Source organism: Bradyrhizobium sp. BR 1433, from assembly GCF_051547665.1.
Taxonomy (GTDB): domain Bacteria; phylum Pseudomonadota; class Alphaproteobacteria; order Rhizobiales; family Xanthobacteraceae; genus Bradyrhizobium; species Bradyrhizobium australafricanum.
The window spans coordinates 2900140-2924616 of the sequence record NZ_JBPUGG010000001.1; the positions used below are offsets into that span (position 1 = coordinate 2900140).

The following is a 24477-nucleotide window of genomic DNA, read 5'->3' on the forward strand; positions in this document are numbered from 1 at the left end:
ATGCTGCGAATTGCTTCAGTGGTCGACGTCAACTCGCAGGATTTCCGTCACAACGAGCTGCACAACAAACGGCTTGCTGCTGAATTGAAGGATCGACAACGTGCTGTTCGATTCCACCGAGCCGAGCGAGAACTGGAGCGATTGCGGCGTCAAAACAAGCTATTTGTCCGGGACCGGATTGAGGCCTTGCTCGACCCACAGACCCCGTTCCTCGAGCTTTCGACCTTGGCCGCTAACAAGGCCTACGACGGCGAGGTGCCTGGCGCTGCGCAGGTCGTTGGCATCGGCATCGTCGCGGGGCGCGAGGTGATTGTTCACGCAGATGACGCTAGTGTAAAAAGCGGCGCATGGTATCCGCTCTCTGTCAAGAAGATCGTGCGAGCGTTGGACATAGCGATCGAGAACCGTCTGCCGGTCGTTCATCTGTGTGATTGTGCGGGTGGCTTCCTCCCTTTGCAAGCGGAGTTCTTCGCGGATCGCTACTACGCGGGTCGAATTCTCCGCAATCAATCCATTCTCTCCAAAATGGGAGTTCCGCAAGTCGCAATTGCCATGGGCCATTGCACGGCTGGCGGCGCCTACGTGCCTGCACTTAGCGAGTACAATATAGTTGTCGAAGGCACAGGAGCGATTTTTCTCGGCGGTCCACCGGTCGTAAAGGCCGCCACGGGCGAGAATGTGTCGGTCGAAGAGCTTGGCGGCGCCAATATGCATACCGCCGTATCAGGCACGAGCGATTATTTCGCAAGCTCCGAGATGCATGCGATTGCAATCGCCCGAGACATCGTCGCTCGTTTCCATCGTCCTGAGAAGACCTGGATCGACCAAGCCGCTCCGGAGCCCCCAGCCTACGATCAATCTCAGCTGTACGGTATCATTCCCAAAGATACCCGAGTGCAGTTCGATATGCGAGAGATCATCGCTCGCCTTGTCGATGGCAGCCGCTTCCACGAATACCAACATCGCTATGGCACCTCTCTGGTGTGCGGCTTTGCGCGGCTTCATGGATACCAAGTCGGGATTCTTGCGAATAATGGTGTGCTGTTCGGAGATAGTGCCCTTAAAGGCGCTCATTTTATCCAATTGTGCGACAAGAACCGGACGCCCCTTCTCTTCCTGCAGAATGTCACGGGATTCATGGTGGGTCGCGAATACGAGCGGCAAGGCATCACCAAGCATGGCGCCAAGTTGATCATGGCCGTATCCAGTGCATCGGTGCCCAAGTTCACCGTCGTTTGCAACGGCTCTCATGGCGCAGGAACTTACGCTATGGCGGGACGCGCTTTTGATCCTCGCTTTGTCTTCAGCTGGCCGCAGTCTACGATTTCAGCGATGGGCGCCGAGCAAGCTGCCGGTGTGCTCACTCACGTCAAGGCAAGACAATTGGCCCGCGAAGGCGGCCGATTGTCCGACATGGAATTGGCAACCATACGCGAGCCGATTCTCGAGGAGTATCGGGAGCGATCGGGCGCTTACTATGCTACTTCCGAAATCTGGGACGACGGCATTCTTGATCCCGTCGACACCAGAAGCGCCCTCGCAATCGCGCTGAGTGCATCACTAAACGCTCCGATCGCAGGTCCGGATTACGGCGTCTTCCGAATGTAGGAGCAGGATGCAACACGTCGCATGGATCTGTCCTCCGCTGCCTTGGGAACCAGAGCTAACTGATGACAGGTTCTGCCATCCCCTTGGACGACGCTGCTCCAAACCTCAGCGCCGAATCTGACGCAATGTCAACCGCGTCGCCAACGTTGAAGACGCGGCTTATTGCCATTCGAACTGGCGTTCTCCTCATGTTGAATTGCTTACAACTTCCTTTAGCCGGATCGGATTTCAAAGTTGGTCCAGCATCGGTTCTCGCAACGCGATGAGTTGGTATTGCATCGCCCCGCCTGAATTGGATTGGAGCGAATGGATCACGCTTGTCGGACCCGAGTGGAATGGGGGCTTGAATCTCACGTAACGTCAAGTTGTAGGCTAGCAACGCAAACCTAGGATCAAGCCAAGAGTTCACAGCAGTGCTGCTACGCCAGGGGACGGTTGCTCCGCCGGCAATGCCGATATGGATGACGCCCGTTCGGCTCGATGGCCGAACCGAGGATGTTGGCATTTCATGGTGAGCCCGCGGTCCGGCAAGGCGAGCCCCTGAGGATCAGAACAAGGCGAAGGCGGGTCCACCAAGTCCCGCTGAGGTTGAGAAAACCATGACTGAAGACGTGATGAAGTTACCGCCTGTATGGAGCACTATAGCGCGCGATGGACGTCCTTAGATCGATCATTAGCAAAGTTGCTACCGGCGCCACGTTGACCCGCGAGGAAACCGCTATTGCCTTCGACAGCATGATGTCGGGCCAGGCGACGCCCTCGCAGATCGGCGGGCTGTTGATGGCGATGCGGGTGCGTGGCGAAACCGTAGAAGAAGTCACCGGCGCGGCTTCCGCGATGCGGAGCAAAATGCTGCGAGTGAGTGCGCCATCCGACCCTATAGACATTGTCGGCACGGGCGGCGACGCCTCATGCTCGGTCAACGTATCGACGTGCGCATCCTTCATTGTTGCCGGCGCAGGCGTCCCCGTCGCCAAGCATGGCAACCGCGCGGTATCCTCACGATCAGGCGCCGCGGACGTCTTGGCCTGCCTCGGCGTGAATATTGACCTCGACCCTGAAGACGTTGGTCGCTGTGTGCACGAAGCCGGCATCGGTTTCATGTTTGCGCCAACTCATCATCCGGCGATGCAGCGCGTTGGCCGGATCCGAACCGCACTTGGCGCCCGCACCATCTTCAATCTAATCGGACCGCTCTCCAATCCCGCCGGAGTCAAGCGGCAGATCGTTCGAGTGTTTTCACCCCAATGGGTGCAGCCCTTGGCGCAGGTGTTGAAGAACCTTGATGCCGAATCGGCCTGGGTCGTGCATGGCTCGGACGGCCTCGACGAGATCACCCTCACGGGGCCTACCTTCGTTGCCGCCCTTGAGGCGGGTACGATCCGTACGTTCGAAGTGACCCCGGAAGAAGCTGGACTGGCTCGTTGCGCCCCCGAGGCGCTGAAGGGCGGCAATGCCGAAGCCAATTCAGTGGCACTGCGAAGCGTGCTTGACGGCGCGTCAGGCCCCTACCGCGACGTCGCGCTTGTGAATGCGGCCGCGGCATTAATTGTGGCTGGCCGAGCCTCGACATTGAAAGATGGCGTCATGCTTGGGCAGAAATCGCTCGATAGCGGTGCCGCGGCGGCGCGATTGGCGCACCTAATCGCGGTCTCCAACGCTCGACCGCCGAGCTGACCGATGTCCGACACTCTGACCAAGATCGAAGCCTACAAGCGCGAGGAAATTGCGGCTGCTAAGCGTGCGTTGCCGCTGCCGGACGTCGAGGCGCTCGCGCGTCTTGCGCCGCCTCCGCGCGGCTTCGTCAGCGCGATTCGTGCTAAACACGCCGCGCGCGAGTACGCCCTGATTGCGGAGATTAAGAGAGCCTCCCCGTCCAGGGGCTGCATTCGCGCCGACTTCGATGCGCCCTCGCTTGCGAGCGCCTATGAGGCGGGGGGCGCGGCCTGCCTCTCGGTCTTGACGGACACACCGTCCTTCCAGGGACATCTCGACTTCATGGTGGCGGCGCGCGCACAGACGGGCCTTCCGGTACTGCGGAAGGATTTTATGTTCGACACCTACCAGGTTGTCGAGGCGCGCGCCCATGGCGCCGACTGCATCCTGATCATCATGGCCGCGCTAGACGACGGGGCTGCCCGCGAGATCGAGGCTGCTGCCCTGGCCCATGGCATGGACGTGCTGGTCGAGGTCCATGACGGTGCGGAACTCCAGCGTGCCCTCACCCTCCGTTCGCCGATGATCGGCATCAACAACCGCAATTTGCGCACATTCGAGACCACGCTCGCAACCAGCGAGGCATTAGCTCCCCTCATTCCGAAGGACCGTCTGATTGTCGGCGAAAGCGGCATTCTCGGGCAAAACGATCTCATCAGACTTTCGCGCGTTGGCATATCGACCTTCCTCATCGGCGAGAGCCTAATGAGACAAGCCGATGTGACCGCGGCGAGCCAGCGGTTGCTGCGCGGAGCAGCGATGGCGACCGGATTGCACTGATGACCGGAAAAGCCACTCGAGGAGGCCGGATTAGCTTCGAATTCCCGTCGCAACCGGCATCAAGGCGTCGCGGTAGTTCGATAAGCAACTCAGAACTTGTCAGTTCATGGCACCGAGTTAAGCCAGCGCTGAAACGCCACTCGCTGTCATTCCAGCTGCGCGCTCCAGTAGACGTGCGCGGAAGATGGAATTGCCATATGGGTCATCGCACCGCCGATGGCGGGGCGCAGCGACGAGCTTGGCGCATTGGGCGAGGCTCAACTGACGACGGACCACTACCAGCTCGCAATATCAGGTGCGACGCCCTCCACCGAACAACCAACACGCTGTTGGCGAGATCAAGATTGTCAGCATCGTGCGCGCCGCGCGTCCAAGGAGACAATCAATGACGCCCCCGCCAATGACGGCCGCTTTCGATTCAATCGCACAGATCGAACATATTGTGCGGAAGTTTCGAGAATTGATCGACACAGACGCATCGATCCCGTCAGAGTTGCGCGGCATGCTGCACGCAACGCTCGATCACCATCTTATCGCTGCTAAAAAGCGCGTTCTCAACGTTGTCAGAACTCAATAGAGGTGCTGATGCTCCACAACAGAGAATGCGGAATTCCACTGCTACGGAACTCGACGTCAGTAGGCATCCGAGCGCCAACCGACGTCGTTCAGAGCAACCAGGCAGCGATCGCGACCTCGGGTTCCCAAAGCATCTTACCGCAAGAGTTTCGCTGCAATCAGCCGAACTGGTCAGGTCCTTGACACTGCGGTCGTCGAGTGCAGTTCGGCGCAATGCGGCGAGCGGTTCCGGGCCTTCTACGTTCATCTTCGCTACCGACGCACGGGATAGTCGTTCCCAGCTGCACTCCAGCCATGATCGCATCGAACAACAAGCACGAGACGCCAGATTAAAGAAAACCAAGTGCGCATAACGATGCACTGAAACGGCGTACCCACCTCTATAGGCAGGTTATGAACTCTCAGTTTCCATTCCCCACGTGGGACAACCCATCCATCCAAGCGACCGAGTTCCGTCAGGCCATGCGAAACCTGGCGAGCGGCGTCGCCATTGTGACGACCGGAAAAACCGTCTGCCGACGAGGGCTAACGGTAAGTTCTGTGACCTCAATGTGCATTGACCCGCCCTGCCTGCTGGCCGCCATCAATTCCAGATCAGAGACTCATGACGCGATACTCGCCAACAGACGTTTTGGAGTAAGCCTTCTCCGGGGTGATCAGGAGGACCTGGCCCTACGATTTGGCGGCCTCGATGCTGCTAAAGGTGCCCATCGCTTCGATACGGCGCAGTGGAATCAAGGCGTTCTCGACGTGCCACTTTTGCAGGGCGCAGTATGCACGCTCGAGTGCATTTTGTACGATCACAAGACAATTAGCACGCATAGCATCTTTATTGGCCGGGTTGTCGCGACCATCCCCGGTCATGGCGAACCATTGATCAACTTGCAAGGTGCGCTTCGAACCCTACCGCGTGACTGAGCGCAGTCTCTGTGTACTTTCTATCGGGATCAAACATCGGCCGGGCTAATTCGACGGTTCGCAATGCGCAAAGGGGATAGAGTATTCGCCAGTTCAAATTGGCGATTCGTCTGGATTTTTGCAACTTCAGGGTTGTATTGAAGGATCCGGTTTGCGCTCACGTTTTGAGAAGGTCACGCTCGTTGACCAAGACAATGCATTGGTCGGCTGTTTGATCAAGTGCCCATGTTGCCCGGTGGTCCCAAGGACTTTGAGACCTGAGATCGGCGTACGCCAAGATGGTCGCAAGCGCCTGGGAACGCGGCTGGATCGACCCCGACGCCAATCCCATTCGCGCTTACTGCAAGCGGCCCCTGATCGGGGTCGTTCCAGTCGACAGATTGTTCACGTTGTCAACTCAGCACTTGCCTCGATACCGCCAGGTCGGCAGCGCCGAATGTTGGCGATAGGCAGCGACAGTTTCGCGAGAAGACCACACTCAGCGCTCACAGCCAACCCACCACAATTGGTAGGCTGGTAGATCTTTCCACTTTCGTGCGGCGAACGTAATCTTGCAAGGTCGCAGGTTCGCGAAAGAAGCCCTTGCTCGTTGCCGCATTGGTCTAGTCGCCTTGCTCACCAGCGTCCATGCAAATGCCGGGCTTCCAATTCGTGCCAGACGCCGGGGCTGCGTTCAGTCAATGAGCCGGAGCTTCGGACATATTCACAATGCGGAGCCAAAGGGCTTGAATCGGACGTAACGTTAAGTTGTACGGTTTCAGGGAGGTGGCGTCAGTCTCGGGATGGGCCGAGGTAAGGATTGCGAATGTCTCAACGTCTCAGAATCACGCAAGAGTTCACTTCAATCCTGCCTACTGATGACGGGCGTCGTCAGAATCCATCTTACTCTCCCGCGCGCTTCCAGAGTTTTGCGCGCTCGAGGCCGCGCTTTTCGGCTGGCTTGACCACGTCCCCAGGTCCGTTCAGCGAACGAGCCTTTTCGTTCTGTTCGTCAAAGCTGGCGGGCGCTTCTGGTATGGCGCCAGTATCTCCCAAATGCACGAGGATCAATTTGATCGCCGGCCTTCTCAACGGGCATGGGTTGTAAGTGTCGCCCGAAATGACTGGTGCGACATTGGAAGAGATTGCCGGGCATCTCGGAGCAGCACGGTGAAAAAGCCCGATGGCACCAAGAAGGTTCTATTGACCGACCACACCGAGGGACAATGCCGAGCCATTGTCGGATTCAAAGATGGAGATCTTAGAGCCGCCTATATGTGCGGCGAACCGGTCATTCGACGACCAGGCAAGAAACAATCGTCGTGGTGCGAGTATCACCACTGGCAGATGCATGCAAACAATGCCGAGCAAAACTCGGCGGCGGACCAGGCACCGGGACTTTCAATTCTCAAGCGGCATCCATCGAGGCAAGGTCCATGACTATTGACATCATCAAAAGCTCCACCTTTCCACTGAGACCGCCTGACGATCGTCCGCGCCTGAGAGCCTCTCGACGCAAGCGCTCGCGATCGGGATCTCGCGATGAACTTCATGGACGCAACGAGCTGACGCCTCGAGGCGGACTTATTGCGGAGATATCAACGACGGAGAAGAACTGAGGTGAATCTCTGCACACTGATTGAGCGTAACGCGGCGTTCGCTCCCGACAAACCTGCGATCCGTTTCGATGGCCAGACTTTAAGCTATGCCGCCTTCAATCAAAGGATAGAATATATCGCCCGCGCTTTACAAAGCGAACTTGGCATCGACAAAGGCGACCGCGTCGCGATCCTAAGCCAGAACTGCCCTGACTATCTGGCCCTGCTTTATGCTTGCGCACGGCTGGGCGCAATCCTCGTGCCCCTGAACTGGCGACTTGCGGTCGGCGAGCAGCTCTTCATCCTGTCCGACGCCGGCGCCAAGGTGCTCGTGCTTGAACACGTCTTCGCGGCACTCCTGCCAGCTTTGAAGGAGCAACTGCCCGACACGCTCGTTGTCGGCCTGGATTTTGCGCCTTCCAACGGGAGCAAGTGGGACAAGCTGCTGGAGCGAGGCTGCGGCGACGGCCGCAATCCCGGGGCAGACCTGCCCTGCCCGTTGCTGCTTGTCTATACGTCTGGGACTACCGGGCGACCGAAAGGGGCCGTGCTGCGCCAGGAAGCGTTGCTCTGGAATGGAGTGATGAGTCAGCACATGCATGACCTCAGTTCGGCCGATCATGTCTTGACAGTGTTGCCTTTGTTTCACGTTGGCGGTCTGAATATTCAGACTACGCCTGCATTGCATCACGGCGCGACGGTCACCATTCACGCACGTTTTACGCCAGAGGCGACGCTTGCCGCGTTTGAGCGCGACCGGCCTACGCTGGTCGTTTTGGTACCCGCCACGATGCAAGCGCTGACTAACCATCCTCGATGGCCGACGACGGACTTATCCTCCGTGAAAGCAATTTGCACTGGTTCGGCAATGGTGCCGCAACACCTTATCGAACCCTTTGTCGCACGCGGGGTGCCAGTTCTGCAGGTTTACGGCTCGACAGAGACTTGCCCCATTGCAGTATATACGAAACTCGGCGGCGACCTTGCGCGTAGCGGGTCGACCGGCTTACAGGGTCTATGCTGTGAAGCGACGATCATCGACGAAGCAGGCAATGCGTTGCAGCCAGGCACCCCAGGCGAGATCGCAGTGCGCGGCCCCAGCGTCTTCTGCGGATATTGGGGCAATCAACAGGCAACACGCGAGGCTTTTCACAACGACTGGTATCGTACTGGTGATATCGGCCACCGCGATGCCGATGGGTACTTCTCGGTCCTTGATCGGAAGAAGAATCTGATCATTTCTGGCGGAGAAAATGTTTACGTGGCGGAAGTCGAGCGTGTGCTGATCGAACATCCCGATGTCTTCGAGTGCGCCGTCATTGGTCGGCCCGATCAGCGTTGGGGTGAAGTGCCAATCGCTTTTGTGGTCAGGCGACCGGGGGCTCGTATCGAAGCGGACGCACTGACAGCGCACGTCCAATCGCAGCTCGCCCGCTTTAAGACGCCGCGCGAAATTATCTTCACAGAAAAGCTCCCGCGAACGGCGTTAGGTAAGGTCCAGCATTTCATGCTGAAGGAGCTCGATACTCGATCGAGTCGGCAGGAACACCGCACTTAAATATCGCGGAATGTCGCCTGGCAAGACTTCCATTGCCAACCGCAAGGTGAGCTTGCGTCTCAAGGGTTCAAGCACTTGCCAACTCCTTTACGCGAAGGCGCTGCTGCGAGCTTCTCGTGGCGGAACATTGGGCTGTGTCCATTAGCGCCAAACGCTCCGGAGATTGTTGATGCCACGAATCCTGATTATGAATGCCGGTACCGCGCAAATGTCGGGCACGGACCTGACGAAAATTCAGCTTTCGCTTGCCGCCAAGTCGGCTTTGCGCTCCGTTTGGTTTGCACAAGAGGACGACCTAATAGTCTCTCCCGTAGCTATCCCAACCGAACTGCTATCCTTGGTCGGCGCGACGCTCAACTTCGATGCTTCGACCCTTTCGGTGCTTGTGCCCGAAAGCGCGGGCGAAGCGTCGATCCTTAGCGATTCCAACCTGCAGTCCGACACCATCGTCGAACGAATCAACCGCCACATTCGTCGGACCACACCTTGGAGAATATCTGCTTGCTACCCTTCCGAAGGCGTTGCGCGCTTGGCAGAAGCGCTCGGCATACTACAAAACGGGGACGAATTCACTCTGCAGCGGGGGCCTGATCTATTGAATCGCAAGAGCCACTTCCGTCAGTTGGCAGCGAGCGCCGCACTTCCGGTACCCAATGGTTGCGCAATAACAAGCCCAGACGAGCTCTTCAGAGCGGTCACCTTGCTGAGGTGTGAGACCGGCAGCGTGATTGTAAAGCTAGATAATGGGGCCGGCGGGCTTGGAAATGTCATACTAACCGGCACGGAAAGCGACCCATTACCGGGGGCAAGAGAAACTCGGCAAGTCCTTTGGCCGTCGTTTGATCCGAACGCAATTTGGACAGAGATGACAACTCCGTCATGCAGGACAGCGGTCGTCGAATCGTATCACTTCGCTCGCTCTATATTTTACCTTGAGTTCGAAATCGAGGCAAACGGCTCAATTGCATACGTCAATAGTGGGAGCATACGTCTGCGTCAAAGCAAAGATAGATCCGAAAGGGCTCTCGTGTGGACTGGACTCGAGCTTCCAAGCGATCTGAGCAATGAGCAATGCTCGACCGCTCGGGCGCATGCCAATCGATTTGTAGAGCTTGCGCGAACCTTGGGATATCGCGGCATGATCAACATCGACGCCATCTTCACAACCGACGGGCGGTTGCTGTTTAATGAAGCAAACGGCCGATGGGGCGGAGGCTCGGTGTTACATAGCATTGCTGCCCGACTGCTTGGCCCCGATTATTCCGATTCCTACGTGATTTCGTCTGTGCGAAACGTTCGCTCAAACTCCCTCCAAACAGCCGTTGATCATTTCGCCAATGATGGATGTCTATTCGACAACACGCGGAAGGAAGGAGTGATTCCGCTTGCCGCAGACCAAGAGGCAGGCACGGTAGAGTGTATCGTGATCGCGCGAGGCAGGCTGGCGTGCCGCGATTTGGAGCATCGGCTGTTGAGGATGACCTGATCGGAATCATTGCGCGCTGTTCCAGCCCTTCAATTCGCTTGAGCCGGCCTCCCCCATGCCCAACCAGCGCGCTTGAAATCTGGTGCTTGCGACTGCTGGGTGAGCAGTGATGCGGAGAGGCCAGCCAAGCTTGCGGATCTACGCCGTCTATTCTAGACACGGTACGATCAAGCTATGCATAGCTGCGGCGCGCCGGCCGCCAAGCTCAACCGTCATGGGCGGAGTTCTTGATGATGCGGCGGTTCGCACCACCACGCTTCGAACAAAAGTAGACCAGTGACCGGCGCTCCCCGGCGTGCACCGGCTTTACTTCATGGCGGAACCTGCATGTGGTGATAACTACGGTCCCCAACCGGGGACGAAATACTTGGGCGTCGCGCTCTGTTGGATATACCACGAATTCACCGCCCTCGAAATCTTCGGCGAGCTGAACGATCACCGAATACTCGAAGTCAGGGTCGCTCTCAGCATCCAAATGGACGCCAACAAAAGACCCAGGCGGCATGCGATGCATTTGGCATCGGCGAATGATGTAATCTGACGACGCTCCGAAAATGTTTCTAAGCGCGAAGGCCCGGTCATTCCTTTCGAGCAATTCGATGATCTGCGCTGAAGCTGTACCATTCACGTTACTAGGACAACGGCCAGGGCGATCTTCGCGCAGTCGTTTTACAAAGACCCTGTGGGAATCGCCAGCATCTCCCTTCCGAACCTCCGCTTCTGGAATGTCTAACTGCAGCCGATCGATCTCCGCCAAGTCATTTTGGGTGAACAGCGTCCCTGGGGCAACCAGGACCGTCCCTTTATCTCTCAGCTCTACGCGGTATTTGGCGAGGACCTCTTCTGAAAGCAGACCAGATCTATCACTCATTGTGGGGGCCTTTCAGGTTCATTCGATACCTCATACTTCAGGGAGCTCCCTAATGCTCCTGGCATCCCGCAGATCGCCTGCTCCCAATCTTCGCCGTCGAACACCTCTACGCTTACACTTTCAATGGTCGTTCTATCTAGGCATTGAACGTTTACGCTGAATCCTGAAGGATTTGATCGCGGCCGATAAAATGGCTTTACACCACAAACCCGACAAAATGTGTGCTGGGCGATATTCTTGTTAAACCGGTACGTAGTCAGGAATTCTTCACCGCACTCGATGCTCAGGTTGTCGCCAGGAACGAGCATGTGCAAGAACCCGGACATTCGGCAGATTGAACAATTGCACTTCACCGCGGAGATCTTTTCTGGCGCTCGGACGTGAAACTTGACAGATCCACAATGACAGTGGCCACGGTGTAGGACCTGCGGACGACTATCCCCGTCAAATTGACGAATTCGGATCAGATTGCGGCACCACTCCAAGCTGACGCTATACGCACGATCGAACACATCCAAGAAGCGATCATTGTCGTCGGCCGGGACCAGTTCGCTAACGAGCCTGCTCGTCATCTCTGCATGATATTTCTCTGCGGGATCGTAGCCACCCACATGAATCCGGAAATAATCGAGATCCTCGGGCCGCACTTCAAAGGCATTGACTATGGTAGTCCACAGCGACTGGATCATTTCCGCAGCATGTAGCTCGAACGCGACCATATGAGCGCAACGCGCTATGGGGTCGCTCGACGCCAAACCATGATACAGCGCGCGCAGGTACCTTTTGGTTGTGGTGCTGTAGTTTGGCTGTATTGCTCGACCAAGCAGCCGCGACGCATCTCTCCTAAACAGCTTTGAGTGAAAGTTTTCTGTGTCCAGAATATGCGGTAGCGCAGCGTTGCCGCCTTCAAGAATCCGACTATGGCCTCCCGTCTCATCCCAGCAGATGAAATTCGCGACCACACTGGTCATCTCGACGTCCCGCGGAAGGCCTCGATTTTGCTGCATCGCGTCGAATATGAACTCTTTTTGCGATCCCGCTTGCAAGTACGGGAACGCTTGTGACATCGCGAAATATTCAGGTAGTAACCTGACTAGCTCATCTTTGGACATCTCCGCAGCGAACGGATGCGGGCCGAACACAACCCGGGCTCGGTCACCCAAGTACTGGTCGACTGGTCCCTCTGAACGCTTAAAACGAGAAACATGGGAAGACGTCATTTAGACACCGGCTATGCTGGGAGAACGTTCGTTGGACGAAAGGAGCTAATAGTAGCGAACTGACATGTGCTGACGTTTTCCCAACAGCCCGTCCAGCGCTGAAGTCTGCAAGGCGTGGTTTCCATTTCCGTCTTGGCTGGTCGACCTTCCTTTAGACTGCTTGCTCCAGATCAGGTAGCCAGCACCGCTGGCGTAATCTGCAAGATAGTCGACCTCCGATGCAGCTTGTCGCGGATTGTCTGAATGACGACATGTTTCTTTTCCATCAACGGACTTGAAAACAGCTGCGCGTGTTGGGGCACGGATCCAAGGAAAGGAGAGCATCGCTCGTCTTGCAAGTCTGATCCCCGCTCGTGTGGCTCCATGCACTTAGCAACCGTCGTGCCAGCGTCGCCCTTGCTCCTTAAGCCTACGCCGAGAACTTGCGGCCGACCGATACGCCAGATGTTTTGAAGCTGACAGGATTGTCCAATGGCTAGAAACCGAACAACGATCGCAACGACTATTGGCATTCTCCCTTCGTGGCCGGCTTAGCCATGAAGATTGGTGTGATGGCGGATCGGCCTATCCTGAAGATCAGCTTATGCTCCACTCGCTCCGCGGCCGGTTCCTTGCAAAAACATGCAACAACCTTTGAAAAATATGTGCACCCGTGCGGCAGTCGCCGAAAATATGCCGAAAAGATCGGGCGCTTTCGGGTCGGTCGTAGTGTCTATGGTGAGATTCCGGCCTAAGTTGCAGTTGGGCTGGCGTGAAGATTTCCGCAACCGGCCATTTCAGACGGGGAGGAAACTCGCAGTGCCACACATGTCCATCGCTCAGGGTCCCAGGGTGAAATCGCGCATCGGCGCAATCTTGCGTGCGACCAGCGGCAATTTTCTGGAGCAGTTCGACTTTTTTCTGTTCGGCTTTTACGCCAGCGCCATTGGGAAGGCATTCTTCCCGTCCGAGAGCGAAACGGCTTCGCTGCTCAACACCTTCGGCGTGTTCTGGCTGGGCGCCTTGATGCGTCCGGTCGGCGCGATCGTGCTCGGAGCCTATATTGACAAGATCGGCCGTCGGAATGGTCTGATTGTCACGCTCTCAATCATGGCAATCGGCACTGTGATCATCGCCTTTTGTCCCAGTTACGCGACGATCGGTATAGCCGCCCCCATTATCGTGCTCGTCGGACGGCTGCTGCAGGGCTTTTCAGCTGGCGTCGAAGTTGGCGGCGTCTCGGTCTACCTGTCGGAAATTGCAGCTCCGGGCAAGCGTGGTTTCTACACCTCGTTCCAGTCTTCCAGCCAGCAGGTTGCGATCTTTGTCGCGGCGATCGTCGGCTACGTGCTGAACGAATTGATGTCGGCGGAAACAGTAGCTGCCTGGGGCTGGCGCATCCCGTTCTTTATGGGTTGCCTCATTATTCCCCTTATCTTCTTCCTGCGCCGGACGCTGGAGGAAACGCCAGAATTTCTGACCATGAAGAAGCACCCTACGGCCCGCGAGGTCTTTGCCTCGGCCCTCACCAATTGGCGCGTCATCATTCTCGGCATGATGATCGCGATCTTGACTACGACAACGTTTTATTTCGTTACGGTCTACACGCCGACATTCGGCAGGAACGTCTTGAAGCTGTCCAGCCAGGACGCTCTCTTGGTGACGCTTTTGGTCGCTGTCAGCAACTTCATCTGGAATCCAATTGGCGGCGCCGTCTCCGATCGAATTGGCCGCAAGCCGGTTTTGCTAACCATTGCCGGCCTTGCGTTGGTGACCACCTACCCGGCCTTGCACTGGTTGGTGAGCGCCCCCACTTTCGGCAAGATGCTGGCAGTAGCAATGATGTTCTCGTTTTATTTCGGCATCTATAGCGGCACTATGCTGGGCGCTCTTGTTGAGATTGTGCCGGCGCATGTGCGCACTACCTGCTTCTCTCTGGCTTTCGCACTCGCGGCCGCATTGTTTGGCACTTTTACGCCACTCGCCTCGACTTGGTTAATCGACCGAACGGATGACAAGGCTTCGCCTGGCTTTTGGCTGATGTTTGCAGCCCTGCTCGGCATCATCGCAGCACTTACCGTCTATCCAGGGACCGCTAAGCCATCGAAAGTTGCGAAACCATCCCGGTCTGAACGGCCGGGCAGGGCTTTAAGCGTACACGCCACACCACGCTAGCATCGCCATGGTCGACGCCTTCCTGGTTTCCGGCGCAATCCGGCCCCGACCATTGCTATCGACCTCTTGGTTTCGATCAGGCCCTCTCATTCCGGGCAGTGGTCTCCCCTCAGCGGGCGAGCCCTGTGCTCTAATAACATTTGCTCGTCGCCAACCTCCTCTAGATCAGGCATGTCGTGCCAGTGTCGCAAGGTCGGTTTCAAGGTTTGGTTGATGCTTGAAGATGGCATCGATCAACGCTTGCGCCGGCTGCTCGGCGGCCTCCACCAGCGCCGCCTTCTCAGCGCGCGCAGAAGGGGCAAACACCCGCTCGACGACGGTCGGGGAGCCCTTGAGACCGCACCTGGAGAGGTCTTCGACACCAGCATCTTGCGCGCTCCATTTCACGATTGGCACGCGAGCGGCACGCAATGCATCGGGCATGGCACCGCGGCGAATTTGGTTGGTCGCCTCCAGCATAGTGATGAGACACGGCAATCTGGTGTGCAGGACCTGGACACCGCCCTCGGAGCGCCGCTCCGCTTCGATAGTACGCGCGGTAAGATCCAGGGCTTTGACCTTGGCGACATAGGTCAACTGCAGCACGCCAAGCCGTTTAGCAATGCCGGGGCCAACCTGCGCGGTGTCCCCGTCGATCGTCTGCTTGCCGGTAAAGATGAGGTCTGGCATACCATATTCCTTAGCGATCTTTCGGATGGCAGTTGCCAATGCGTAAGTTGTTGCCAGCGTGTCGGATCCCGCGAAGCAGCGGTCGGTGAGCAGAACGGCACGATCGGCGCCAAAGGTCAGCGCCTTGCGTAGGGAATCCTCCGCTGAGGGGGGGCCCATTGTAAGTACGGTGATTTCGCCGCCAAACTGATCGCGCAGCTGCAACGCGGCCTCCAACGCGAAGAGGTCGTACGGATTGATGATAGTCGGCACGCCCTGACGCATGATCGTATTAGTCACCGGGTGCACGCGGATCTGCGCGGAGTCAGGGACCTGCTTGATGCAGACGACACTGTGCATATGCTCCTCCAGAAGCTGCTAGCCTGACGAAGAGAACAGCAAGTGTCATACCAATGCGCGAAGGCTCATACTCGACATCAAAGGCAATGACCTAAAGGAAACGCCAGTACTGCCGGCTCGCGTTCGCCGACGAAATAAACTCGACATTCTTGGTTGCTGCGACAGCGTCTTGTAACGACATGGTGTGTGGCCAATCTGATCGAGGAGAGCTTGACCGAACGAAAGGCGCTTCTATCCCGAGTCAATCCAGACGCAGAATCAATCCGCCGCAGCTGGTTCAGCGCCTAGGGCTCCCTGGATCCGCACCAATTTCCAGCGAATGCCGCCTTGCACGGCGAGGAGCAAGTCGATCGCTCGTGGACCTGGTCCACGTCTCCTGTACGCCTGACTAGCACGGCATCGTCGATCATGACCAAATTCGGCGCCACACACCGGGCGCATCCGATCTTGCACCCGATTGTCATGATCATGATCTTGCAATTGGAGAGTCCGATAGACCGTTCAAAAACGCTTGATCTCGATGCCGTATTTCCTCAGCGCGTAGCCGATCTGGCGCGGCGTTAATCCAAGCAGGCGCGCTGCCTTGGCCTGTACCCACCCGGATCTTTCCATGGCCGCAATGACCCGCTCACGATCAGTTATCTTCGCGCCACTCACCAAGGCTGTGCCCGCAGGTGCCGGCAGAGCGAGATCGCTCTCGACAGGCGAGGCTGGTGCAGCAGCTTCTGGTAGCGGCGCTGCGACGCTCGCGGCCATGGATGCTCTCGGTCCCGGCTCGTGCGCTATCTCGTCCGATCTGCTCTTCCACAGCACCGCAGACAGACACTGACCATGGCAGCATGCAAAGTCATTTCTGCCGATCGATGGACCGGGCGCTAGGGTCGCAGTACGCGCGACGCAATTATCGAGCTCGCGGATATTGCCGGGAAAGCCGCACTTCATCAGTACTTCAATAGCACTCACATCGAAGGTCAGTGCACGGCCGTTCTCGCGGTTGAATTTTTTGAGAAACTCGGCGGCGAGAAGCGGAATATCACTGCGCCTTTCACGCAACGGCGGCAGCAGCAAAGGAACCACGCTGACCCGATAATAGAGGTCGGCGCGGAACTCATTTCTTGCCACGGCCTCTTCAAGGTTCTTATTGGTCGCCGCAATCACGCGAACATCGACCTTGATTGTCTGGTTACTACCGACACGTTCGAATTCCTGCTCTTGTAGCACCCGCAGCAACTTGGCTTGGAACGAAGCTGAGATCTCGCCGATTTCGTCCAAGAACAACGTCCCTTTGTCGGCGAGCTCGAAGCGTCCCTTGCGCGAATTGAACGCGCTGGTAAAGGCTCCCTTCTCATGCCCGAACAATTCGGATTCCAAGACGGTCTCAGGGAGGGCCGCACAATTAAGCTTAACGAAGGGTCGCTTGGCACGCGGCGAGAGCTCGTGAATAGCTTTGGCGACGAGCTCCTTGCCAGTACCGGACTCGCCTCGTACCAAGACCGTGCTATTCGATTTGGCTATCACCGCGATCTTCTCCAGCAACGCTCGCAATGGCGGGCTGTCGCCAATGATCCCGTCGATATGAACCTTTTTGCGTTCTCGCGGAGGTTGCTTGAACTCTGGTTTCTGCAACCGATCCCTCTCGGTCGTCAACCGCTCGCGGTCGCCCGCAGATATGCGATGTAGCTTCACCGCCTGGCCCACCAGATTAGCGATCATGGCGAGGAAGCGCACGTCGTAATCGAGCCTTCCGTTCGAGCTTTCATCGAAGATGCGGTCGATGGTCAGGGTACCGACGACTTTCGCATCAATCCGAATAGGAACGCCGATGAACGACACTGATATGTTGTCGCAGGCTCCGAGCGCACTTACATCCGCAGCACTGAAAGCCGCTTCCGTTGTTACGTTCTCCGCAATCAGCGGTTTATCGGTCGCTACGATATGGTCAATGGCCTTCTTCGGCAGGCTCATTCGGTAGCGCTCATCGCTACCTTCGCTCCAGCCGGCGCCCACGGTCATGTCCGGCACTCCATCATCGTCGAAGAGCAAGACAGTGCCGTTTCGCATTTGCACAAACGATTGAAGAAGATTGACGACATTCGTCAACGCAACTTCGAGCCGGCCTGGCGCCGCCAGTACCTTCGATATTTCGGAAATGCCGGTTAGCGCGCTCTCGCGTGATGACTCAATAGAGCCTTCACGGCCGCCCTCGGACTGTGAGATAAGCTTTTCGCGTGCGGAAGGGATATGCAGCATGACACCTTGTTCGGGTTTGCGAGCTTCGTGTTGCATGTCGTTGTCGATCTAGCGTCAAGTTTTGACGAGATGACATAGAAAGATGGCATCTTTTCCTGCACGGTGATCAATTGCATACGCGGATCTGTCGGCAAGCAGGAGTTTCATTGACGTAGCTCAAATCAACTGCAAGTTGCCAAGTCTCGTCGACTATAGGTGTTGCCCACCATTGATCGGCATTTCGGTCCCCGTGACATAGCTTGCCGCATCCGAGCAGAGAAAGAAGATGACCTTAGCCACTTCCTCGGGTGTGCCCACGCGGCGCAGGGGGATATTTGGCACAAGACGCGCTTCCGTGTCCGGCGACAACATGTCTGTCTTGATCTCTCCGGGCGCGATTGCATTCACACGAATGCCATGCGGTGCATAATCATGTGCCATTTCGCGAGTGAGGCTCGCGAGCGCAGCCTTCGACGTCGCATAGGCGCTGCCGGCAAACGGATGGACCCGCGAGCCCGCGATCGAGGTGACGTTGACAATCGATCCTGACGCGGCCTTCAGTTCGTCCAACAAACCTTGCGCCAGCAGGATCGGCGCCACGAGATTGAGATGGAACACCCTCATCCACGTTTCGATTGATGTGGTCAACGAGGTCAGCCGGGCGCCATCTGACGTTTTCGGTGAAGTTCCGGCGTTATTGATTAATGCGTGCAACGGTGCACCCGCGAGGCGCTGTTTTACCTCGGCGATCGCGCGGGGCAGTATTCGATGGTCACTGAGGTCGACCTGCAGATGATCGTCGGCCCCTGACTCCCAAGGGCAGCGCCCGCCATCGAACGGTTGACGAGCGCATGAAATGATGCGCCAGCCCGCTTCCGAAAACAGCTTGGCGGTAGCGTGACCGATACCGCGGGACGCCCCGGTCAGAAACAACGTCTTCCGTTGTTCGTGCTGGACGCACGCCCTCTCGACGTGAAACCGACGGCCTACGTCCACCGCCGACCCCGCACCGGCCACCGTGTTGCCGTTTGGTAGATCGATAAGCAAGGGGCACCTCCCATCCTCTAGTCGCGCCCACGCGCGCGCTGCAGGATTTGGGCCACTGCGATGACGCGGAATGCTTGGCAGTTTCACGGCCAAATGTCTTGTTCTGTCGGATTCCAGACACTTCCCGTTTGCCTTCCGACAGCAGCAACGCTTTATCCGGCGAGCCTGGCCGAGAGTGCAACTGTGAACAAGCGTTTCGAGACCGCGTGTCGCGGATTCTCAAGAACTAACCAACCGACTCGATGCTGGTTGATTCCTCCGCATCGTCCACGGACGATCTCAACGAATGAGTGGTCCGGGGTGGCTGCAGCCTCTGATCCCGGCGCTAGCTTTAAGCTACCCTCATATTACTAAACAATGTGCGGAATAGAATTCTAGTCGAGAACTCCACCGGGAGCCAGCATGCTGTTCTTCAAATGGATCACCAGTTGACGTGAAGGCAAATCTGACGTGACCCACTTGCTAGGTGAGCTTTGTCCGCGGCGGGCCACAACTGGTACAGGCGTTCATCGTTTGCTTCAGCGGGAGCGATCGACTAAATTTAAGCTTTCACGTAGCTCGAGATCTCCGGGTAGTTCCTCAATCACGGTTATCCGGCTCGGATCGTCCAAATCGAACTCAAAAATCCGTGGCACGAAGAGACGGGCATAACGCGTAAACGCGCTCGTTGGCGGGAAGCGTATCACGGTGTCGCAGCGCGCGAGGAGATACATCTCGACGAGAGCGGAGACGCCACCATCGACCCCGAGCGCCGGACTGTGCAAGGGGCCGGCCTGCTGGGTGAGAAAGTGCTTTGGGATAGTCACGAGATCAGGAAACGCGGCCGTGAGCCGCTCAAGCACTTGCGCGCTGTCCGTGCACAAAAGCACCTTCACGGGCTTGGGATGCGGAGATTCCTTTGCCTTGTGAATGGCCATGCATACTTGCTGCAACGCGAATTCCGGATCGGCCCAGTATGGAGTATGCCCCATGATATCTTCGCCGTTGCCGTGCCGCACATGAACGCCGATTATGCTATGTCCCGCAAACTGATCTCGATAGATGGCGTCGATCCGCCTCTGGATTTCAGACCGAGGCCGGACGCTCCGAAAGATCTGTCGTTCGGCATCTTCATCGCACCCCCACATCAAGCAGGCGTCACACACGACCGTGTTGGCGTCGCAATCACCTTGGCGTTCAAACAGCTGACGCAGTTCGTCACGCTCTCGGAAAATTTGTTCATCTGGACGGAAGATGCTGTCGATCGATGGCTTATTCCACCACCGTGGGAAGAATGGGCCGGGGAACGAGAATTTATTGATCTGATCATCGCAGATGACCCGTACGCCAGCAATGTCTTGAATCGGTTCAAAGAACACCGAAAAAGCATTCACGAATGGCTGATCGAGATAACAGGAACCCCGCCAGTCGATAGCGAGCGTCCGATTGGTTCGCTTCGCATAACTCCAAGCCGCCGCCAGTGACCACAGGCAATCGCCGAACCCAGTACGTCGGCGAGAAACCACGAATCGCTGATTCATCGAGCCACTAACCCGCATTAGCCTTGCCTCGTCCCCGGTTACCGCCTGGATAGCGGCGCATTTACGCCAGAGTTTTCTCAATCCTATTGTCGCCGAACGTAATCCAGATCAGTTCCGCCCTACGCTTCACAGCATGGCGCACCGACTTGTCAGGGCCTCCTAACTGCCGTCCGCCGGAGACCCTGGATCGAAGCACTTGAACTCAGTCGGCTAGTACTCCAGCCTGTTAGCCTGCATCAAACTCAAGCAAGCTTGTGCGACGACGCAGAAAACGCCGTATTCTTCGCCTCACGTCTGAGCGGTGCCTGAATGCATGCGTGCGGCGTGTGAAGGATACAGGTTCACGCGACGCTGCTCCCACAGACGCCTCAGTTCGTTCACGAGAGCTTCACGCCTCGCCTGATCGAGCGTCACTGCGTCAAGGAGGTCTCCGATAACGCCCTCGCCTTTGATCCGCATCAGCAGATCAAACAAGTCATGTGAGAGCGGCACACTGTTGCGACTGGAGTGACCAGTACGGATTTCGCACACCGTCTCCTGGCGATCTGGCGAGGTATGCGCACGAACTTGATAGAGAGACGCATAAGGCGGCAACGAAATCGAGAACGCTGTCCAGTCCTCAAGCTTTGTCGCCCGTTTTTTGACTATGAACGGCCCAACCACAAGTCCATCCAGGTCTGTTGTCAGAAAGGTTGCAATCGCGTCTGCAACCGAATCCACGATCGGCTCGGCATTATTGTTAAATGAAGTATTGAGCAGGACAGGGATGCCAGTCTTCTGCTTGAACGCATTGATGACATCCCAGTAGGCCGAATTCGTCCTCTGCGACACCGTTTGCAGTCGCGCTGTGCCGTCGACGTGAGTGATGGCGCCCAGCAAGCCGCGCTTATCGTTGCGAACGCGAACGACGAAGTTCATAAAGGGGAAATGGCGCTTGCCATCAGGAAGTTCAAAGAACTCGTCCGCATCCTCCTCGAGCACTGACGGCGCGAAGGGTCGATAGCCCTCACGCTTCTTGACCATCGCATTGATTCGGTCCTTGTTGGCGGCCGGCCGCGGATCGGCAAGAATGCTACGATTACCAAGAGCACGTGGCCCGAACTCTGAACGACCCTGAACCCAGCCAATCACGGCGCCGTTGGCCATCCATTCCGCCGCACTGCCCGCGACGTCATCACTGCGTTCGATGTCGAGGTGACTGGCCCAGGCATTCAGTTCCTGCTCCACGGCGCTATCGCTGCCGAGGTGGGGACCCCAATAAACCGCCTCAAGGCGCTCACGGGGAGCGGGCCGCCCGAGCTCGTCGGACACCATAAGGGCAGCGCCTAATGCACAACCGGCGTCGTGCGCCGCAGGTTGCACGAAGATATCTTCGAAAAGCCCCGAGTACAGTAGCTTACCGTTCACAGTGCAATTGTGTGCCACGCCTCCAGCCAGGCACAACTGCTTCATCCCAGTGAGCTCGCGATAGTGCCTTAGGATATGAACCACAATCCGCTCCAGAGCCTCCTGCAATGAAGCACTCACATCTCGATGCTGCTGCGTGAATGGCATTCCCTTTCTCCGAACTTCGATGTTACGGAGCAACGCCGGTCCAATTCGGCCCAGATGGACGCGATAGCCACCATTGTCTAAGAGTTCGTAGAACTGTTCGAAGAGCTTGCGATAGACTGCAGGATTACCGTAAGGGGCCAGCCCCATCACCTTATATTCGTCGAATAGCCCGTAACCGAGATATCGGATTGCCTCGAGATAAAACAGTCCCAGAGAGTTACTCTCCGGGAAGGTTGTGAGTCGCTCAATATGAGCGCCAGATCCCACCGCCACGAGGCCAGATAGAAAGTCACCGCCTCCGTCAATCGAGACGATCAGGCTTTGCTCAAAGCCAGACATGGCAAACGCGCTAACCGAATGGGTCAGGTGGTGATCCACGAATGAGATGCGTGACGGATCAACCTCGGTGCCGAACTCTTGCATTAGCAGCCTCTGCAGCAAGAGTTTGGCATCCAACGGAATCGAGAGATCCGGCTGCGAAATGAACAAACGTTCAAGCATAGCGTTGCAATAGGCCTCGGTCGCATAGAATGCGATGCGATCGATGTCGGACAGCTGCACTCCGGCCGATGCCAGGCAGTGTTGTATAGCACTGCGTGGGAACTTGTTCGAATGCTTGATCCGATTGAGTCGCTCTTCCTCGACCGCTGCTATCACACGTCCGTCGCGGACCAGTACGGCGGCTCCATCGTGGAGAAATGTGTGAGGCAGTTCGAGTGGATTTTCGTGGACCTTGTCTAGGCCGCCGCTCATTCCAAGACACAGCATCTTTCTCTCCATTCACCTGACGGCGAGGCCGCGGTGGCCTGTCACACAATCATTTTCTTTATGCGCAAGGTGCTAAACGCGCGACCAGCCGAGGCTCGTCGAGTTGGAGGTAGCCGCAAGCCGAGTTCGCAACAGCACCATATTCGTATCCCTCGTCCCGTCGCGCTGGCGTCAACGCATTAGGCGCCGGCGCAACATCGCCGTGGACAGGAAGAACGGCAGGACCGCGTAAACGCAAAGTGCACTGATATGCAGGCCCGCGCTGCCCGCTGGCCGTCCGAGCATCGTAGGGCGGATCAGGTCAACCGAATGTGCCAGAGGCAGAAAGCTCGCTACGTGCTGCACTGTGCTTGGCAATTGATCCAAGGGAAACACGGCGCCGCACAAGAACACCATGGGTGTCATGACAAGCGTTTGGTAGAACACGAAATAATCGTAACTAGGCGCGAGAGATATCACGACCATGGCCAAGCTTGCGAAAACGACGCCAGTGAGCGCGATCGCCGGCATCGAATAGAGAATGGATGGCCACTCCGCATAGCCTAGGATGGCTGCAACGGTCCAAATTGCCGTTCCCGCCAGAACGGCCTTGCTGGCTGCCCAAACCAACTCACCTAAGACGATGTCGCCAAGTGTTAGCTGCGTGGACAGGATAGCGTCCCAAGTGCGCTGACTATCCATGCGGGCGAAAACCGCATACAGAGTTTCGAACGTCGCGGCGGTCATCGCGCTAGTTGCGACCATGCCAGCTGCGAGAAACGCGATGTATGAAGTTCCGTCAACCCGACCCACAATTATTCCGAGACCAAACCCAAGGCCAAACAGGTTGGTCATCGGGTCGGCGAGGTTCCCGAGAACGGATGCGAGCGCGACCTTCCGCCATGCCAGAAAGTTGCGATGCCACACCGCGATCCAACTGTACGCGTTGGCGGGCATGACCGGTGAATAGCCTTCACTCATCGTTTCAATGCTCCAACTCCCGTCCGGTCACTCTAAGGAACACGTCCTCGAGATTCGGAGGCCGCTGCAGAAGCCGTAGACCCGCGTACCCACGCAGTTGCGCGCGCACCCGCTCCGGATCTTGCGCGTAGCAAAAGAGGGTCTCGCCGCTCACTTCCATGTGTCGCACATACGGTCTCACCTGCGTACACAGATCATGAGGGTTTCCGCCATAGATCTCGACCACGTCACATCCGATATGCGCGTCAATCAATTCTTGAGGCTTGCCTTCAGCGATCTTGCGGCCCTGTTCCAGCACGCACAGCCGGTCGCATAATCGCTCGGCTTCTTCCATGAAATGGGTGGTCAAGAGTATCGTCTTGCCGCGCGCCAGCAACACGCGCAAGCGCTCCCATATCAGGTGCCGAGCGTGGGGGTCTAAACCGGTTGTTGGCTCGTCCATTATCAATAGATGCGGGTCGTTGATCAATGCACGGGCCAGCGTCAACCGCCGCTTCATGCCGCCGGACAGCTCCGCAACGCGCGCCTCCGCCTTATTCTCGAGGCGGGCGAACTCAAGCAGTGACGGCGTGAGCGCTTCGATCTCGCGTGCGCTCTTATTAAAGTAGCGTCCGAATACGAGCAGGTTCTCGCGTACGGTAAAATTGAGTTCAAGGTTGTCGAACTGTGGGACCACACCGATCCCCACTCGCGCCAGGCGGGCGCGTGCGGGTACGGGCTGGCCGAGCACGGTTATCTCGCCCAGGTCCGGCGATACCATCCCGAGCAGCATACGCGCGATCGTGCTCTTGCCCGCGCCGTTCGGTCCCAGTAGACCGAAGCACTCCCCCGCGCGACCGAGAATGACAGCTCGTTGACAACGATCTTGTTGTCGCCAAAGGCCTTCGTTACGCCAGCAAGGTTGATCGCTAGGGTCGACATGTTCAT

General features: G+C 57.2%; 17 protein-coding genes and 1 pseudogene. 9 read left to right on the top strand and 9 right to left on the bottom strand.

Going from position 1 to position 24477, the window contains the following annotated elements; all coding sequences use genetic code 11:
• The 8 genes from ACSKB9_RS14430 (at position 1) to ACSKB9_RS14465 (ending at position 10219) form a co-directional block, all read left to right on the top strand.
• The gene (locus ACSKB9_RS14430; protein ID WP_438073917.1) at positions 1 to 1608 is read left to right on the top strand and encodes an acyl-CoA carboxylase subunit beta; all 1608 of its coding nucleotides are present in this window, start codon (positions 1 to 3) and stop codon (positions 1606 to 1608) included.
• 651 nt (positions 1609 to 2259) lie between these two features.
• Positions 2260 to 3285, top strand: a complete 1026-nt coding sequence (gene trpD / locus ACSKB9_RS14435; RefSeq protein ID WP_438073919.1) for an anthranilate phosphoribosyltransferase — start codon at positions 2260 to 2262, stop codon at positions 3283 to 3285.
• A 3-nt stretch (positions 3286 to 3288) separates the two neighbouring features.
• Positions 3289 to 4104 carry an indole-3-glycerol phosphate synthase TrpC gene (trpC, locus tag ACSKB9_RS14440; protein ID WP_438073921.1) on the top strand — a complete coding sequence of 272 codons (816 nt, stop codon included), beginning with the start codon at positions 3289 to 3291 and terminating at the stop codon, positions 4102 to 4104.
• A gap of 385 nt (positions 4105 to 4489) precedes the next feature.
• Positions 4490 to 4681: a hypothetical protein gene (locus ACSKB9_RS14445; RefSeq protein ID WP_438073923.1), complete on the top strand. Its 192-nt coding sequence runs from the start codon at positions 4490 to 4492 to the stop codon at positions 4679 to 4681.
• 461 nt (positions 4682 to 5142) lie between these two features.
• The gene (locus tag ACSKB9_RS14450; RefSeq protein ID WP_438073925.1) at positions 5143 to 5598 is read left to right on the top strand and encodes a flavin reductase family protein; all 456 of its coding nucleotides are present in this window, start codon (positions 5143 to 5145) and stop codon (positions 5596 to 5598) included.
• Positions 5599 to 6747: 1149 nt separating this feature from the next.
• A complete protein-coding gene (locus ACSKB9_RS14455; RefSeq protein WP_438073927.1) occupies positions 6748 to 7017 on the top strand; it encodes a hypothetical protein in 270 nt (89 codons plus the stop codon).
• Between the two features lie 180 nt (positions 7018 to 7197).
• The gene (locus ACSKB9_RS14460) at positions 7198 to 8733 is read left to right on the top strand and encodes a class I adenylate-forming enzyme family protein (RefSeq protein ID WP_438073929.1); all 1536 of its coding nucleotides are present in this window, start codon (positions 7198 to 7200) and stop codon (positions 8731 to 8733) included.
• Positions 8734 to 8902: 169 nt separating this feature from the next.
• On the top strand, positions 8903 to 10219 hold the full coding sequence (locus tag ACSKB9_RS14465) for a peptide ligase PGM1-related protein (protein ID WP_438073931.1): 1317 nt from the start codon (positions 8903 to 8905) through the stop codon (positions 10217 to 10219).
• 205 nt (positions 10220 to 10424) lie between these two features.
• On the opposite strand, the gene ACSKB9_RS14470 is transcribed toward ACSKB9_RS14465, so the two are convergent.
• Together ACSKB9_RS14470 and ACSKB9_RS14475 are read right to left on the bottom strand one after the other, a co-directional pair.
• Positions 10425 to 11090 (bottom strand): 2OG-Fe(II) oxygenase, encoded by a 666-nt coding sequence (locus ACSKB9_RS14470; protein ID WP_438073932.1) that lies wholly within the window; start codon positions 11088 to 11090, stop codon positions 10425 to 10427.
• Positions 11087 to 12202 (bottom strand): GFA family protein, encoded by a 1116-nt coding sequence (locus tag ACSKB9_RS14475; protein ID WP_438073934.1) that lies wholly within the window; start codon positions 12200 to 12202, stop codon positions 11087 to 11089. The genes ACSKB9_RS14470 and ACSKB9_RS14475 overlap by 4 nt, the downstream gene beginning before the upstream one ends.
• A gap of 915 nt (positions 12203 to 13117) precedes the next feature.
• Here ACSKB9_RS14475 and ACSKB9_RS14480 point away from each other — a divergent pair.
• The gene (locus ACSKB9_RS14480) at positions 13118 to 14464 is read left to right on the top strand and encodes an MFS transporter (protein ID WP_438073936.1); all 1347 of its coding nucleotides are present in this window, start codon (positions 13118 to 13120) and stop codon (positions 14462 to 14464) included.
• 165 nt (positions 14465 to 14629) lie between these two features.
• Here ACSKB9_RS14480 and ACSKB9_RS14485 read toward each other — a convergent pair whose 3' ends face one another.
• From ACSKB9_RS14485 to nodI, 7 genes and pseudogenes are all read right to left on the bottom strand, one after another.
• The gene (locus ACSKB9_RS14485; protein ID WP_438073937.1) at positions 14630 to 15472 is read right to left on the bottom strand and encodes an electron transfer flavoprotein subunit beta/FixA family protein; all 843 of its coding nucleotides are present in this window, start codon (positions 15470 to 15472) and stop codon (positions 14630 to 14632) included.
• Positions 15473 to 15973: 501 nt separating this feature from the next.
• Positions 15974 to 17758, bottom strand: coding sequence for a nif-specific transcriptional activator NifA (nifA, locus tag ACSKB9_RS14490; RefSeq protein ID WP_438073938.1), 1785 nt, complete (start codon positions 17756 to 17758; stop codon positions 15974 to 15976).
• Positions 17759 to 17911: 153 nt separating this feature from the next.
• On the bottom strand, positions 17912 to 18697 hold the full coding sequence (locus ACSKB9_RS14495) for an SDR family NAD(P)-dependent oxidoreductase (protein ID WP_438080203.1): 786 nt from the start codon (positions 18695 to 18697) through the stop codon (positions 17912 to 17914).
• Positions 18698 to 19266: 569 nt separating this feature from the next.
• On the bottom strand, positions 19267 to 20286 hold the full coding sequence (locus ACSKB9_RS14500; RefSeq protein WP_438080205.1) for a nodulation protein NodZ: 1020 nt from the start codon (positions 20284 to 20286) through the stop codon (positions 19267 to 19269).
• 270 nt (positions 20287 to 20556) lie between these two features.
• Complete coding sequence (locus tag ACSKB9_RS14505) at positions 20557 to 22590, bottom strand: carbamoyltransferase family protein (RefSeq protein ID WP_438073940.1); 2034 nt, start codon at positions 22588 to 22590, stop codon at positions 20557 to 20559.
• Between the two features lie 171 nt (positions 22591 to 22761).
• Positions 22762 to 23550, bottom strand: coding sequence for an ABC transporter permease (locus ACSKB9_RS14510; protein WP_438073942.1), 789 nt, complete (start codon positions 23548 to 23550; stop codon positions 22762 to 22764).
• A 4-nt stretch (positions 23551 to 23554) separates the two neighbouring features.
• A pseudogene (nodI, locus tag ACSKB9_RS14515) lies at positions 23555 to 24477 on the bottom strand (nodulation factor ABC transporter ATP-binding protein NodI).